Source organism: Pseudomonas sp. M5 (assembly GCF_016907075.1).
GTDB classification, from domain to species: domain Bacteria; phylum Pseudomonadota; class Gammaproteobacteria; order Pseudomonadales; family Pseudomonadaceae; genus Aquipseudomonas; species Aquipseudomonas putida_E.
This window is the reverse complement of record NZ_JAFBBH010000001.1, coordinates 4,718,994-4,733,684: the sequence shown is the minus strand read 5'-3', so window position 1 is coordinate 4,733,684 and position 14,691 is coordinate 4,718,994. Positions and strand designations below refer to the sequence as shown.

Annotated in this window: 11 protein-coding genes; 6 read left to right on the top strand and 5 right to left on the bottom strand. The window is 62.5% G+C overall.

From position 1 onward, the window contains the following. Positions 1-321: 321 nt before the first annotated feature. Positions 322-1,773, top strand: coding sequence for an MDR family MFS transporter (locus tag JOE27_RS21535; protein ID WP_204919855.1), 1,452 nt, complete (start codon positions 322-324; stop codon positions 1,771-1,773). 71 nt (positions 1,774-1,844) lie between these two features. Here JOE27_RS21535 and ttgR read toward each other — a convergent pair whose 3' ends face one another. Next, positions 1,845-2,477, bottom strand: a complete 633-nt coding sequence (gene ttgR / locus JOE27_RS21530) for an efflux transport transcriptional regulator TtgR (RefSeq protein WP_046784920.1) — start codon at positions 2,475-2,477, stop codon at positions 1,845-1,847. 255 nt (positions 2,478-2,732) lie between these two features. Between ttgR and ttgA the strand changes: the two genes are divergently transcribed. The 5 genes from ttgA to JOE27_RS21505 all read left to right on the top strand — a co-directional run bounded on the left by ttgA (position 2,733) and on the right by JOE27_RS21505 (position 10,672). Then, positions 2,733-3,887, top strand: coding sequence for a toluene efflux RND transporter periplasmic adaptor subunit TtgA (ttgA, locus tag JOE27_RS21525; protein ID WP_012312947.1), 1,155 nt, complete (start codon positions 2,733-2,735; stop codon positions 3,885-3,887). A gap of 3 nt (positions 3,888-3,890) precedes the next feature. Beyond that, positions 3,891-7,043 carry a multidrug efflux RND transporter permease subunit TtgB gene (ttgB, locus tag JOE27_RS21520; protein ID WP_046784918.1) on the top strand — a complete coding sequence of 1,051 codons (3,153 nt, stop codon included), beginning with the start codon at positions 3,891-3,893 and terminating at the stop codon, positions 7,041-7,043. Further along, entirely contained in the window at positions 7,040-8,494 is a 1,455-nt protein-coding gene (locus JOE27_RS21515; protein WP_046784917.1) for an AdeC/AdeK/OprM family multidrug efflux complex outer membrane factor, read from the top strand. The genes ttgB and JOE27_RS21515 overlap by 4 nt, the downstream gene beginning before the upstream one ends. Positions 8,495-8,750: 256 nt before the next feature. Then, positions 8,751-10,004 (top strand): OprD family porin, encoded by a 1,254-nt coding sequence (locus JOE27_RS21510; RefSeq protein WP_115273675.1) that lies wholly within the window; start codon positions 8,751-8,753, stop codon positions 10,002-10,004. A 155-nt stretch (positions 10,005-10,159) separates the two neighbouring features. Further along, on the top strand, positions 10,160-10,672 hold the full coding sequence (locus tag JOE27_RS21505; RefSeq protein ID WP_046784915.1) for an Mpo1-like protein: 513 nt from the start codon (positions 10,160-10,162) through the stop codon (positions 10,670-10,672). A 124-nt stretch (positions 10,673-10,796) separates the two neighbouring features. Here JOE27_RS21505 and pcaC read toward each other — a convergent pair whose 3' ends face one another. Genes pcaC through JOE27_RS21485 form a run of 4 tightly spaced genes read right to left on the bottom strand, consistent with a single transcriptional unit; the run spans position 10,797 to position 14,660 of the window. Further along, on the bottom strand, positions 10,797-11,195 hold the full coding sequence (pcaC, locus tag JOE27_RS21500) for a 4-carboxymuconolactone decarboxylase (RefSeq protein WP_115273674.1): 399 nt from the start codon (positions 11,193-11,195) through the stop codon (positions 10,797-10,799). A 10-nt stretch (positions 11,196-11,205) separates the two neighbouring features. After that, positions 11,206-11,997 (bottom strand): 3-oxoadipate enol-lactonase, encoded by a 792-nt coding sequence (pcaD, locus tag JOE27_RS21495; RefSeq protein ID WP_115273673.1) that lies wholly within the window; start codon positions 11,995-11,997, stop codon positions 11,206-11,208. 11 nt (positions 11,998-12,008) lie between these two features. Beyond that, entirely contained in the window at positions 12,009-13,361 is a 1,353-nt protein-coding gene (locus JOE27_RS21490) for a 3-carboxy-cis,cis-muconate cycloisomerase (RefSeq protein WP_115273672.1), read from the bottom strand. A 9-nt stretch (positions 13,362-13,370) separates the two neighbouring features. Continuing rightward, a complete protein-coding gene (locus tag JOE27_RS21485; RefSeq protein WP_012312939.1) occupies positions 13,371-14,660 on the bottom strand; it encodes an MFS family transporter in 1,290 nt (429 codons plus the stop codon). Positions 14,661-14,691: the final 31 nt, after the last annotated feature.

Below are 14,691 nucleotides of genomic sequence, written 5' to 3'. Positions count from 1 at the left end.
ACCTGTTCCAACCGTCGCCATCGGGGCGCTCATGCTCGACATGCAGGCAGAGGAATAAAAGGTGTGGGATACAGCGGCACTGGAATCCTGCGACATCATGCTGCACCAAGCTGGTGCGACCCGCGGATTCAAGGCTCTGCGGTCCATGCACGATATCACGCAGCCATGCAGCACTGGATGAATGCGCCAATGCCGATCTTGCATGGGCGATGCTGATAGTACATAGGTAGCTACCTAAGTCAGGTTACAATCGCGGTATTGGTGCCGGCCCGCTCGTGGGCCAGCAAAGCCACTGCTGTCTTTCAAACAAGGTGCCCCTCCGTGACCGCCGCACTGCCCCCGACCGCCCTGCGCAGCGTCCTCACCGCGTTGATGCTGGCCATCTTCCTTGGCGCCCTCGACCAGACCATCGTCGCCGTTTCACTGCCTGCCATCTCCGCCCGGTTCAATGACGTCGGGCTGCTGGCCTGGGTGATATCGGGCTACATGGTGGCGATGACCGTGGCAGTGCCGATCTACGGCAAGCTGGGGGACCTGTATGGGCGCCGCCGCATGATCCTTACCGGCATCAGCCTGTTCACCCTGGCCTCCATCGCCTGCGCCCTGGCCCAGGACATGCAGCAGCTGGTGCTGGCGCGGGTGCTGCAGGGTATCGGTGCGGGCGGCATGGTTTCGGTGAGCCAGGCGATCATTGGCGACTTCGTACCACCCCGGGAGCGTGGCCGCTACCAGGGCTATTTCAGCAGCATGTATGCCGCAGCCAGCGTGGCCGGGCCGGTACTGGGTGGCTGGCTGACCGAATACCTGTCGTGGCGCTGGGTGTTCTGGATCAACCTGCCCTTGGGCCTGGCCGCCCTGTGGGCCATCCACCGCGCCCTGGAGGGCATGCCCGTGCAACGCCGTCAGGCCCAGGTGGACTATGTGGGGGCGGTGTTGTTGATCATTGGCCTGGGCAGCCTGCTGCTGGGCATTACCCTGGTCGGCCAGGGCCACGCCTGGACTGCGCCTGCCGTGATGGCCCTGTTCGCCTGTGCCGGGCTTGGCACAGCCTTGTTCATCTGGCATGAACGTCGTTGCCAGGAACCGTTGCTGCCACTGGGGCTGTTCGGCAACCGGGTGGCCGTGCTGTGCTGGGCGGTGATTTTCTTCGCCAGTTTCCAATCGATCTCTCTGACCATGCTGATGCCCCTGCGCTACCAGGGCATCACCGGGGCCGGGGCCGACAGCGCCGCGCTGCACCTGCTGCCCTTGGCCATCGGCCTGCCCATCGGTGCATTCACCGGCGGGCGCATGACCAGCTTCACTGGCCGCTACAAGCCGCAGATCCTCGCCGGTGCGTTGCTGATGCCGGTGGCGATCTTCGCCATGGCCATCACCCCACCGCAGTCGGGCGTTCTCAGTGCGCTTTTCATGTTGTTCACAGGCATCGCCTGTGGGCTGCAGTTCCCGACATCGCTGGTAGGCACCCAGAGCGCTGTGGATAGCAAGGACATCGGCGTGGCCACCAGCACGACCAATCTGTTCCGCTCACTTGGCGGCGCCATGGGCGTGGCCTGCATGTCCAGCGTACTGCTGGCACTGCTGCATCAGGGGGGGTTCGAATTGGCGGGTAATCCGTTGCTGGGGAGCCTGCAGGCTGGGGAAGCGGATCCTGCAACCCAGGCACGATTGCTGGAAACCTTCAGGCACCTGTTGCTGGGCAGCGCCACGGTGGCGCTGCTGGGGCTGGTGGCGGCAGTGGCATTGCCGGACCGGCAGTTGCGTGGGCGCTAGGGGAGCACCTTAGGTTTTAATCATCCCTTAATGCTCAGGGAAAACACTCCCTCACAATCCTTAACAAAGTGTCAATTGCGCAAGGCAGGGCTCCAGCGCAGCATATCCAGCCCGGTGTCCACCCATTTTTCGGCATCGCGCAGCAGATCGACGCTGTCTGGCAGTAGCAACCAGCGCCCGATCAGGCCATCGACATAGGCAAACAGGGCCACGGCTGCCCGTTCTACATCCAGCCCGGCCGGCAACTGCTCACGGCGCACGGCATTGGCCAACGCCAGGGTAATGCCCTCATGGCAATCCAGCACCGCACTTTGGCGCTGCTGGCGAATTTCACACATGTCATCGGTGAACTCGCACTTGTGATGCAAGATCTCATTGATACGCCGGGTCCGGGCGTCGAGCACCAGCCCGTTGAACACTTGCAGCAGCAGCTTGCGCATGCAGCCGAGTGGGTCCAGTTCGTCCTCGCTTTCACTGGCACGCGCCAAGTGGTCATGGGTTTCGTGCAGGCTGTCGAGCAGCGCCTGCACCAACTCCGCCTTATTGTTGAAATGCCAGTAGATAGCACCGCGGGTCACGCCCGCCAGTTCGGCGATGTCAGCCAGGGTGGTTCGCGCAACCCCACGCTTGTAGAAAGCCTTTTCCGCCGCCTCGATGATCTGGGTTCGGGTTTCCTGGGCTTCTTCTTTGGTTCGACGGACCATGGCAGTACAACCTCATCTGGGCCCGCAGGCACGTTGCTTGCGGGGAATCCGCCGGGGTCACCTCTGAAGGGTGCCTCCGGATGGGCTAATCAAGGGGCCGGATAGTAGCCAAGTACTACCCAACGGTATTTACAAACAACCATGAATGTAAGTATATTCGTTAGTAAGCTATTTATCCACCTGATAGCATTTTTTCTGACAAGACTCTTCCATTACTCTTGAGCGTCTCCCTGCTCTAGCGACCCGAGGATCCTCATGCAATTCAAGCCAGCCGTTACCGCTCTGGTTTCCGCCGTCGCCCTGGCAACTCTGCTAAGTGGCTGTAAGAAAGAAGAAGCCGCGCCCGCAGCACAGGCTCCTCTGGTCGGCGTCGTGACAATCCAGCCCCAAGCCTTCACCCTGACGTCCGAGCTGCCGGGGCGCACCAGCGCCTATCGCGTGGCCGAAGTGCGCCCTCAGGTCAATGGCATCATTCTCAAGCGCCTGTTCAAGGAAGGCAGCGACGTCAAGGCCGGTCAGCAGCTGTACCAGATCGACCCTGCCGTATACGAGGCCACCCTGGCCAACGCCCAGGCCAACCTCCAGGCTACCCGCTCGCTGGCCGAGCGCTACAAGCAGCTGATAGACGAACAGGCGGTGTCCAAGCAGGAATACGACGACGCCAATGCCAAACGATTGCAGGCCGAGGCAGCGCTCAAAAGTGCCCAGATCGACCTGCGCTATACCAAGGTACTGGCGCCGATCAGCGGTCGTATCGGTCGCTCGTCGTTCACTGAAGGTGCGCTGGTGAGCAATGGCCAGACCAATGCCATGGCCACCATCCAGCAACTCGACCCGATCTACGTCGATGTCACCCAGTCCACCGCCGAGCTGCTCAAGCTGCGCCGTGACCTGGAAAGCGGCCAGCTGCAGAAGTCCGGCGACAACGCCGCGTCCGTCCAGCTGGTGCTGGAAGACGGCAGCCTGTTCAAGCAGGAAGGTCGCCTGGAGTTCTCCGAAGTGGCGGTCGACGAGACCACAGGTTCGGTGACCTTGCGCGCCATCTTCCCCAACCCTGATCACACCCTGCTGCCCGGCATGTTCGTGCACGCGCGGCTCAAGGCCGGGGTCAACAGCAATGCCATCCTGGCCCCGCAGCAAGGCGTGACCCGTGACCTCAAGGGTGCACCGACCGCGCTGGTAGTCAACCAGGAGAACAAGGTCGAACTGCGCCAGCTCAAGGCCAGCCGCACCCTGGGTAGCGACTGGCTGATCGAAGAAGGCCTGAACCCGGGCGACCGCCTGATCACCGAGGGCCTGCAGTACGTGCGCCCGGGTGTCGAGGTCAAGGTCAGCGATGCCACCAACGTCAAGAAACCGGGCAGCCCTGATCAGGCCAGCGCGGCCAAAGCAGACGCCAAAGCGGAGTAAACCATGTCGAAGTTCTTTATCGATCGCCCGATCTTCGCCTGGGTGATCGCCTTGGTGATCATGCTGGTCGGCGCTTTGTCGATCCTGAAGCTGCCGATCAACCAGTACCCAAGCATCGCGCCGCCGGCCATCGCCATCTCCGTGACCTACCCGGGCGCCTCGGCGCAAACCGTGCAGGACACCGTGGTGCAGGTGATCGAGCAGCAGCTCAACGGTATCGACAACCTGCGTTATGTGTCCTCGGAGAGCAACTCCGACGGCAGCATGACCATCACCGCCACCTTCGAGCAGGGCACCAACCCTGATACCGCGCAGGTTCAGGTACAGAACAAGCTGAACCTGGCCACCCCACTGCTGCCGCAGGAAGTACAGCAGCAAGGTATCCGCGTCACCAAGGCAGTGAAGAACTTCCTGATGGTGATCGGCCTGGTGTCCGAAGACGGCAGCATGACCAAGGATGACCTTGCCAACTACATCGTTTCCAACATGCAGGACTCGATTTCGCGCACGGCAGGTGTCGGTGACTTCCAGGTGTTCGGTGCACAGTACGCCATGCGTATCTGGCTCGATCCGGCCAAGCTGAACAAGTTCCAGCTGACTCCGGTCGACGTCAAGACCGCGGTCGCCGCGCAGAACGTGCAGGTGTCGTCCGGCCAGCTCGGCGGCCTGCCTGCCATACCCGGCACCCAGCTGAACGCCACCATCATCGGCAAGACTCGCCTGCAGACCGCCGAGCAGTTCGAAAATATCCTGCTCAAGGTCAACAGCGATGGCTCGCAGGTTCGCTTGCGCGATGTTGCCCAGGTCGGCCTGGGCGGCGAAAACTACGCCATCAGCGCCCAGTTCAACGGCAAGCCGGCCTCGGGCCTTGCGGTCAAGCTGGCGACCGGCGCCAACGCCCTGGATACCGCCACGGCCCTGCGCAAGACCATCAGCGACCTGGAGCCGTTCTTCCCGCCAGGGGTCAAGGCGGTGTTCCCGTATGACACCACGCCGGTGGTCACCGAATCGATCAGCGGGGTCATACACACCCTGATCGAAGCCGTGGTCCTGGTATTCCTGGTGATGTACCTGTTCCTGCAGAACTTCCGCGCCACCATCATTACCACCATGACCGTACCGGTGGTATTGCTGGGCACCTTCGGCATCCTTGCCGCCGCGGGCTTCAGCATCAACACCCTGACCATGTTCGCCATGGTCCTGGCCATCGGCTTGCTGGTGGACGACGCCATCGTCGTGGTGGAGAACGTCGAACGGGTCATGTCCGAGGAAGGCTTGCCGCCCAAAGAGGCGACCAAGCGGTCGATGGAGCAGATCCAGGGCGCGCTGGTGGGTATCGCCCTGGTGCTGTCGGCAGTGCTGCTGCCGATGGCCTTCTTCGGCGGTTCCACGGGTGTGATCTACCGGCAATTCTCCATCACCATCGTCTCGGCCATGGGCCTGTCGGTGCTGGTGGCACTGATCTTCACCCCGGCGCTGTGCGCCACCATGCTCAAGCCGCTTAAAAAGGGCGAGCACCATGTGGCCAAAGGTGGCTTCTTCGGCTGGTTCAACCGCAACTTCGACCGCAGCGTGAACGGCTACGAGCGCAGCGTGGGTACCATCCTGCGCAACAAGGTGCCGTTCCTGCTGGGCTACGCCTTGATCGTCGTCGGCATGATCTGGCTGTTCGCCCGCATCCCTACCGCGTTCCTGCCCGAGGAAGACCAGGGCGTACTGTTCGCCCAGGTGCAGACACCGGCCGGTTCCAGTGCCGAGCGCACCCAGGTGGTGATTGACCAGATGCGTGAGTACCTGCTCGAGGACGAAGCCGATACCGTGTCGTCGGTGTTCACCGTCAACGGCTTCAACTTCGCCGGTCGCGGGCAAAGCTCGGGCATGGCGTTCATCATGCTCAAGCCGTGGGACGAACGCTCCAAGGAGAACAGCGTGTTCGGCCTGGCCGAGCGTGCCCAGCAGCACTTCTTCAGCTTCCGTGATGCGATGGTGTTCGCCTTTGCTCCGCCTGCGGTACTGGAGTTGGGTAACGCCACCGGCTTCGACGTATTCCTGCAGGATCGTGGTGGCGTCGGCCATGCGAAACTCATGGAAGCGCGCAACCAGTTCCTGGCCAAGGCTGCCCAGAGCAAGGTGCTCAGCGCCGTGCGTCCGAACGGCCTGAACGACGAGCCGCAGTACCAGCTGACCATTGATGACGAACGTGCCAGCGCCCTGGGCGTGACCATCTCCGACATCAACAACACCCTGTCGATTGCCTTGGGTGCCAGCTACGTCAACGACTTCATCGACCGCGGCCGGGTCAAGAAGGTGTACATCCAGGGTGAACCAAACGCCCGGATGAGCCCGGAAGACCTGCAGAAGTGGTACGTGCGCAACGGTGCAGGCGAGATGGTACCGTTCTCCTCCTTCGCCACCGGTGAATGGACCTACGGTTCGCCCAAGCTGTCGCGCTACAACGGCGTTGAGGCAATGGAGATTCTCGGTGCACCGGCACCAGGCTACAGTACCGGTGAAGCCATGGCTGAGGTGGAGCGGATCGCTGGCGAACTGCCGGACGGCATCGGCTACTCCTGGACCGGCATGTCCTACGAGGAAAAGCTCTCCGGCTCGCAGATGCCGGCACTGTTCGCCCTCTCGGTCCTGTTCGTGTTCCTGTGCCTGGCAGCACTGTATGAAAGCTGGTCGATCCCGATCGCCGTCGTGCTGGTCGTTCCACTGGGCATCATCGGTGCGCTGATCGCCACCAGCCTGCGCGGCCTGTCCAATGACGTGTACTTCCTGGTAGGCCTGTTGACCACCATCGGCCTGGCGGCGAAGAACGCGATCCTGATCGTGGAATTCGCCAAGGAACTGCACGAACAAGGCAAGAGCCTGTATGACGCAGCGATCGAGGCATGCCGCATGCGTCTGCGCCCGATCATCATGACCTCGCTGGCATTCATCCTCGGCGTGGTACCGTTGACCATTTCCAGCGGCGCTGGCGCGGGCAGCCAGCATGCCATCGGTACCGGGGTAATCGGCGGCATGATCAGTGCGACCGTGCTGGCCATCTTCTGGGTACCGCTGTTCTTCGTCGCAGTGTCGTCGCTGTTCGGCAGCAAAAAGCCGGAACAGGACGCCACCCCTGAAACTCCACGTTATGAGGCTGGGCAATGACCAAGTCTTTGTTGTCCCTGGCGGTAACCGCTTTCATTCTCGGCGGCTGCTCGCTGATCCCTGATTACCAGACGCCGGAAGCACCGGTGGCAGCGCAGTGGCCGCAAGGCCCTGCGTACTCGCCGACCGAGTCGGCCGACGTGGCCGCCGCCGAACAGGGCTGGCGCCAGTTCTTCCACGACCCGGCACTGCAGCAGTTGATCCAGACTTCGCTGGTGAACAACCGTGACCTGCGCGTGGCGGCACTGAACCTCGACGCCTACCGCGCGCAGTACCGCATCCAGCGCGCCGACCTGTTCCCGGCGGTTTCAGCCACCGGCAGCGGCAGCCGCCAGCGCGTCCCGGCGGACCTGTCGACAACCGGTGAGGCCAACATCACCAGCCAGTACTCGGCCACGCTGGGCGTCAGCGCCTACGAGCTGGACCTGTTCGGCCGCGTACGCAGCCTGACCGAGCAGGCCCTGGAAACCTACCTGTCCAGTGAGCAGGCGCGTCGCTCCACGCAGATCGCCCTGGTGGCCAGCGTGGCCAACGCCTACTACACCTGGCAGGCCGACCAGGCACTGTTCAAGCTGACCGAAGAGACGCTCAAGACCTACGAGGAAAGCTACAACCTGACCCGCCGCAGCAACGAAGTCGGTGTAGCTTCGGCGCTCGACCTCAGCCAGGCGCGCACCGCCGTGGAAGGGGCACGGGTCAAGTATTCGCAGTATCAGCGCCTTGTCGCCCAGGACCTCAACAGCCTGGCCGTGCTGGTGGGTACCGGCATCCCGGCCAACCTGCCCAAGCCGCTGGAGCTCGATGCCGACCAGCTGGCGGAAGTGCCGGCTGGCCTGCCGTCGGACATCCTCCAGCGCCGCCCGGACATCCAGGAAGCCGAGCACCTGCTCAAGGCCGCCAACGCCAACATTGGCGCAGCGCGAGCAGCGTTCTTCCCGAGCATCAGCCTGACCGCCAACGCCGGCACCCTGAGCCCGGACATGGACGGGCTGTTCAAAGGTGGTTCGGGGACCTGGCTGTTCCAGCCGCAGATCAACCTGCCGATCTTCAACGCCGGCAGTCTGAAGGCGAGCCTGGACTACTCGAAGATCCAGAAGGACATCAACGTCGCCAAGTATGAAAAGACCATCCAGACCGCCTTCCAGGAAGTCTCCGATGGCCTGGCGGCACGCAAGACCTTCGAAGAGCAGTTGCAGGCGCAACGTGACCTGGTGCAGGCGAACCAGGATTACTACCGCCTGGCCGAACGCCGTTACCGCATCGGTATCGACAGCAACCTGACCTTCCTCGACGCCCAGCGCAACCTGTTCAGTGCACAGCAGTCGCTGATCACCGATCGCCTGTCGCAGCTGACCAGCGAGGTCAACCTGTACAAAGCGCTCGGCGGTGGCTGGTACGAGCAGACCGGGCAGGCCAATCAGCAGGCATCGGCGGCAACACCGAAGAGCTGACTGTTCAGGTAAACACAAAAACCCACCCCTCGCGGTGGGTTTTTTGTTGCGCACAACGCTGCCTGACAAATAATTAACCAACTGGAACATTCCGTTCGATTATCGCCCGCTTCCGCTTGCGACGAATTGCCTCACTGCTGCCCTCCCCGCACCATCCTCTCCAGCAACACGTTGCCAATTTGACAAAAAGACCCGCCCTGCAGGCTGCACTCTGCAGCGCACCGGTTCGCCAATAAAAACAAGAGATCCACGACAGATGAGCATTTCGCACCCCGCACGCCAGCTGCTGCCCGGCCTGTTGGCCATGTCCTGTGCCCTCCCCGCATTGGCCGCCGAAGGCGGTTTCATGGAGGACGCCAAGGCCACCCTCAACCTGCGCAACTTCTACATCAACCGCAACTTTGTCGACCCGGCTCACTCCCAAGCCAAGGGAGAGGAATGGACGCAAAGCTTCATCCTCGATGCCCGCTCCGGCTTCACCCAGGGCGTCGTAGGTTTCGGCGTGGATGTACTGGGCATGTATTCGGTCAAGCTCGACGGCGGTAAGGGCACCACCAATACCAACCTGCTACCGGTCCACGATGACGGCCGGCCCGCCGACGACTTCGGCCGCCTGGGCGTTGCACTGAAAGCCAAGCTGTCGCAGACCGAACTGAAAGTAGGCGAATGGATGCCAGTGCTGCCGATTCTGCGCTCGGATGACGGCCGCTCGCTGCCGCAGACCTTCCGCGGCGGCCAGCTCACCTCGAAAGAAATCGAGGGCCTGACCCTGTACGCGGGTCAGTTCCGCGCCAACAGCCCGCGCAACGACGCCAGCATGGAAGACATGTCGCTCAATGGGCGGGCGGCGTTCACCTCCGATCGTTTCAACTTCGGCGGTGGCGAATATACCTTCAACGACAAGCGCACGATGATCGGCCTGTGGGATGCCCAGCTCAAGGACATCTACCGTCAGCAATACATCAACCTGGTGCATAGCCAGCCGCTGAGCGAATGGACCCTGGGCGCCAACCTCGGCTATTTCATCGGCAAAGAAGACGGGGCCGAACGCGCAGGCCAGCTCGACAACCGCACGGCCTCGGCCATGCTCTCGGCACGCTACAAGGGCAACACCTTCTACGTCGGCCTGCAGAAAGTCAGTGGCGACGATGCCTGGTTGCGGGTCAACGGCACCAGCGGCGGCACCCTGGCCAACGACAGCTACAACTCCAGCTTCGACAATGCCAAGGAACGTTCCTGGCAGGTGCGCCATGACTTCAACTTCGTCACCGTCGGTATCCCCGGCCTGACCCTGATGAACCGCTACATCAAGGGTGACAATGTCACCTCTGGCAGCATCGACGACGGCAAGGAATGGGCGCGGGAAACCGAACTGGCCTACGTGGTGCAGTCGGGGTCATTCAAGGACCTTTCGGTGAAATGGCGCAACTCGACCATGCGCAGGGACTTCAGCACCAACGCGTTCGATGAGAACCGCTTGATCGTGAGTTATCCGTTGAACCTGTTGTGATCTCACCGGCCATCAGCCATGCGCACTGCCACCATTCGCTAAGCTGATGATAGTGGTGCGCCACAGGCTATCCTGAGCAGTATGAGTGGCCTGTGCCCGCCAACAGTGCGGCACAGGCTACACCATGCAAACAGGCCACCCAGGGAGGAACAACAATGAAAAACCTCGTTGAACACCTGAGCCAATACGCCAGCTACCACCGCGACCCACGCAATATCGCTACCCACTTCGTCGGCATTCCGCTGATCGTGCTGGCCGTGACCATCCTGCTGTCGCGCCCGGGCTGGGACGTCGCCGGGATCTGGCTGTCCCCTGCCCTTGTGGCAGCGGCAGCGTCGGTGTGGTTCTACCTGCGCCTGGACCTGCGTTTCGGGCTGGTGATGGGCTTGCTGCTGGGGCTGTGCCTGTGGGTTGGCCAGGCACTGGCGCTGCAAAGCACCGCGCTGTGGCTCAGTGCTGGGGCAGGGGCATTTGTGGTGGGCTGGATCATCCAGTTCGTCGGGCATTACTACGAAGGCCGCAAGCCGGCGTTCGTCGACGATATCAGCGGGCTGATCATCGGGCCGCTGTTCGTGGTGGCGGAGGCGGCGTTCATGCTGGGAATGTGCCCGGCGCTCAAGCATGCAGTTGAGGCCAATGCCGGGCCGGTGGCGCTGCGCTCTGCGTAGGAGCGGCCTTGTGTCGCGAAAGGGCCGCGAAGCGGCCCCATCAATTTCAGCGACGCTGCAACCATCCTGGGGCCGCTTCGCAGCCCTTTCGCGACACAAGGCCGCTCCTACAGGTGCGTGAGCTTCACGACTGTTGACGAGACTCTACACCTAACTCATCCCACACCGATTCTGCCAGGTGGAAGGTGGCATTGGCTGCCGGAATACCACAGTAGATAGCGCTCTGCATCAGCACTTCCTTGATCTCTTCACGGGTCACGCCGTTGTTGGCCGCCGCGCGCAGGTGCAGCTTGAGTTCATCGTTGCGGTTCATGCCGATCAGCATGGCGATGGTGATCAGGCTACGCGTGTGCCGTGGCAGGCCTGGGCGGGTCCAGATATCACCCCAGGCATGGCGAGTGATCATTTCCTGGAACTCGCCATTGAAGTCGTTGAGTTTCTCCAGGCTGCGATCCACGTGGGCATCGCCGAGTACTGTGCGGCGTACTTGCATGCCGGCGTCGTAACGTTGTTTCTCATCCATGGCAGATTCCTCAGCGAGCCAGCAGGAAGTCAAGCACGCGAAGGCTGAACGCCTCGCCGATCTCGACATTGGAAAGGTGCGCTGCCGGGAATTCGGCATAGGTGGCACCGATGATCGCGGCCTGCATGAAGCGGCCATGTTCCGGCGTGGTCACCACGTCCTCGGTACCGGCAACGACCAACGTAGGCACCTGGATACGGCCGAGTTGCTCACGGTAATCGGCGTCGCGTACTGCCGCGCAGTTGGCGGCGTAGCCCTGTGGAGAGGTCTGCGCGAGCATCTGGCAGATGCGCTGCGCCTGCTCAGGTTGGGCCTGGGCAAACGCGGGGGTGAACCAGCGAGCGATCGAGGCGTCGCGCAGGTCGGCCATGGCTTGCTGGCCGCCTTTTAGCACCATGTCGATGCGGGTATTCCACACTTCGTCATTGGCGATCTTGGCCGCGGTATTGCACAGGGTCAGGCTGTGCAGACGCTCGCCCGCATTGATACCCAGCCACTGGCCGATCAGGCCACCCATGGACAAGCCGACGAAGTGGGCATGCCGGATATCCAGTGCATCGAGCAGCGCCAGCACATCGCCGCCCAGTTGCTCGATGCTGTATGGGCCATCGGTGACCAGCGAAGCGCCGTGACCGCGAGTGTCGTAACGCAGTACACGCAAGTGCTCACTCCACAGCGGAATCTGACTGTCCCACATGCCCAGGTCAGTCCCCAGGGAGTTGGACAGCACCAGCACCGGGGCATCGTCCGGGCCATCGAGTCGATAGTTCAGTACGCCATCGGCCAGTTGCAAATGCGCCACAGCGGTCTCCTTCAGGCAGTGAATCGTTGATGTTCAGCCACAGCGCGCGCCACCCAGACGCGGGCCTGGCCAAGGTAATGGGCAGGGTCGAGCAGACGGTCTAGCTCTTGTTCAGTCAGTTCGGCGGTCACCTGCGGCTCGTCGCCCAACACAGCGCGCAAATGGCGCTGTTCGGCCACGGCGCGCTGGCAGCATTGCTCGAGCAAGTGATGGGCGCGGTCGCGGCCAAGGCGTTGGGCCAGGACGATGCTCACCGCCTCGGCCAGCACCAGGCCTTGGGTCAGGTCGAGGTTGCGGCGCATGCGCTCGGCGTCCACCTCCATGCCTTCGACGATCACCTGGGCCTGACGCAAGGCGCCTGAAACCAGGCAGCAGATCTCCGGCAATGTTTCCCACTCGGCATGCCACAGGCCGAGGCTGCGCTCGTGCTCCTGGGGCATGGCTGCGTAAAGCGTCGATAGCAGCCCCGGCACCCGGGTGGCGGCACCGATCAGCACTGCAGCGCCCACCGGGTTGCGCTTGTGCGGCATGGTCGACGACCCACCCTTGCCAGGCGCGGAAGGCTCGAACACCTCGCCCGCCTCGGTCTGCATCAGCAGGCTGACATCGCGGCCCAGCTTGCCCAGGCTACCGGCAATAAGGCCCAGCACCGAGGCGAATTCCACCAGGCGATCGCGCTGGGTGTGCCAGGGTTGCTCGGGCAAGGTCAGTTTCAACTGTGCGGCCAGGCCCTCGGCGACCGGCAGTGCTTTGCTGCCCAAGGCCGCCAAGCTGCCGGAGGCGCCACCGAACTGCAGTACCAACAAGCGCGGACGCAGCTCCTGCAGCCGTTGACGGTGGCGCGTAACGGCGCCCAGTATGCCGGCCAGCTTCATGCCCAGGGTCACCGGGGTGGCGTGCTGCAGCCAGGTACGCCCCACCAGCGGTGTGTCGGCGTGCAGCAGGGCCTGGCGCGACAAGGTTTCGGCCAGCGTGGCGAGGTCAGCCTCGATCAGCGCCAGTGCATCACGCAACTGCAGCACCAGCCCGGTATCCATCGCATCCTGGCTGGTGGCGCCCAAGTGCACATAGCGTTCGGCCTCGGGAACACCACTGGCGATCACCTTGCCCAGCGCCTTGACCAGCGGGATTGCCGAGTTGCCTGCCGTGGCAATGGCATCGGCGAGCGCGCGAACGTCAAAGCGCTCGGCCTGGCAGGCCGCCTCGATGGCCGCCACCGCGCTGTGCGGCACCAGGCCGGCAGCAGCCTCGGCACGGGCCAGGGCAGCTTCGAAATCGAGCATGCCCTGCAGACGGCCGCGGTCAGAAAAGATCTCGCGCATGGCCGGGGCGGTGAAATAGGCGTCGAACAGTAGGTTGCTCATGCAACGTCCTTAATCATCATGGTGCAGGTACGCCGCCTGTTTCGGCAGGCGCAGGCTGAACAGGAACGCGATTGCCATCATCGCCGTCACGTACCAGTAAAAGGTGTTCTCCATACCCAGGCTTTTCAAGCCCAGGGCCACATACTCGGCCGAGCCGCCGAACATTGCGTTGGCTACCGCGTAAGCCAGGCCTACACCAAGCGCACGCACCTGCGGCGGGAACATCTCGGCCTTCACCAGGCCACTGATCGAGGTGTAGAAACTGACGATGCACAGTGCCAGGGTCACCAGTACGAAGGCCATGAACGGGCTACTGACGGTCTTTAGCGCCATCAGCAACGGCACGGTGAACAGCGTCCCCAAGGCACCGAACAGCAGCATCGAGTTACGTCGGCCGATACGGTCGGAGAGCATGCCGAAGAACGGCTGCATCACCATGTACAGGAACAAGGCGCCGGTCATCACGAAGCTGGCGTTCTTCGCGGTCATGCCCGCAGTGTTGACCAGGTACTTCTGCATGTACGTAGTGAAGGTATAGAAGATCAGCGAGCCACCGGCGGTATAGCCGAGCACGGTGATGAAGGCTGCCGTGTGGTTGCGGAACAGGCCTTTGATGGAGCCAGCGTCCTTGTCCTTGCGGGTTTCGGCGCTGCTGGTCTCGTGCAGCGAGCGGCGCAGCATCAGCGAGATCAGCGCAGCAATGGAACCGACCACGAACGGAATGCGCCAGCCCCAGGCGCGCAGTTCGTCTTCAGTCAGCAATTGTTGAAGGATCACCACCACCAGCACGGCAAGCAGTTGGCCACCGATCAGCGTCACGTACTGGAAGGAAGCAAAGAAGCCGCGCTGGCCGCGCAGCGCTACTTCACTCATGTAGGTCGCGGTAGTGCCGTACTCACCGCCTACCGACAGGCCCTGGATCAAACGGGCCAGCAACAGCAGCGCCGGGGCCCAGGTGCCAATGCTCGAGTAGGTGGGTAAACAGGCAATCATCAAGGAGCCGAAGCACATCATCAGCACCGAGATCATCAGGGAATTCTTGCGGCCATGGCGGTCCGCCAGGCGACCGAAGATCCAGCCACCGATTGGCCGCATCAGGAAGCCAGCGGCAAACACGCCCGCGGTATTGAGCAACTGAACAGTGGGGTCGTCAGAGGGGAAGAAGGCCGGCGCAAAATAGATTGCACAGAAGGCGTAGACATAGAAGTCGAACCATTCCACCAGGTTGCCTGAAGAGGCACCGACGATGGCGAAGATGCGCTTACTGCGCTCTTCACCGGTGTAGTAGGTTGAGGTCATGACGGCTTTACTCCTGGAGTGTGCTAAGTAG

Excerpts from the sequence above, each read along its gene's own strand:
- pcaC (WP_115273674.1), bottom strand. The coding sequence starts at position 11,195 with ATGGATGAGAAACAACGTTACGACGCCGGCATGCAAGTACGCCGCACA.
- JOE27_RS21510 (WP_115273675.1), top strand. The coding sequence starts at position 8,751 with ATGAGCATTTCGCACCCCGCACGCCAGCTGCTGCCCGGCCTGTTGGCC.
- JOE27_RS21505 (WP_046784915.1), top strand. The coding sequence starts at position 10,160 with ATGAAAAACCTCGTTGAACACCTGAGCCAATACGCCAGCTACCACCGC.
- ttgR (WP_046784920.1), bottom strand. The coding sequence starts at position 2,477 with ATGGTCCGTCGAACCAAAGAAGAAGCCCAGGAAACCCGAACCCAGATC.
- ttgA (WP_012312947.1), top strand. The coding sequence starts at position 2,733 with ATGCAATTCAAGCCAGCCGTTACCGCTCTGGTTTCCGCCGTCGCCCTG.
- JOE27_RS21490 (WP_115273672.1), bottom strand. The coding sequence starts at position 13,361 with ATGAGCAACCTACTGTTCGACGCCTATTTCACCGCCCCGGCCATGCGC.
- JOE27_RS21515 (WP_046784917.1), top strand. The coding sequence starts at position 7,040 with ATGACCAAGTCTTTGTTGTCCCTGGCGGTAACCGCTTTCATTCTCGGC.
- ttgB (WP_046784918.1), top strand. The coding sequence starts at position 3,891 with ATGTCGAAGTTCTTTATCGATCGCCCGATCTTCGCCTGGGTGATCGCC.
- JOE27_RS21485 (WP_012312939.1), bottom strand. The coding sequence starts at position 14,660 with ATGACCTCAACCTACTACACCGGTGAAGAGCGCAGTAAGCGCATCTTC.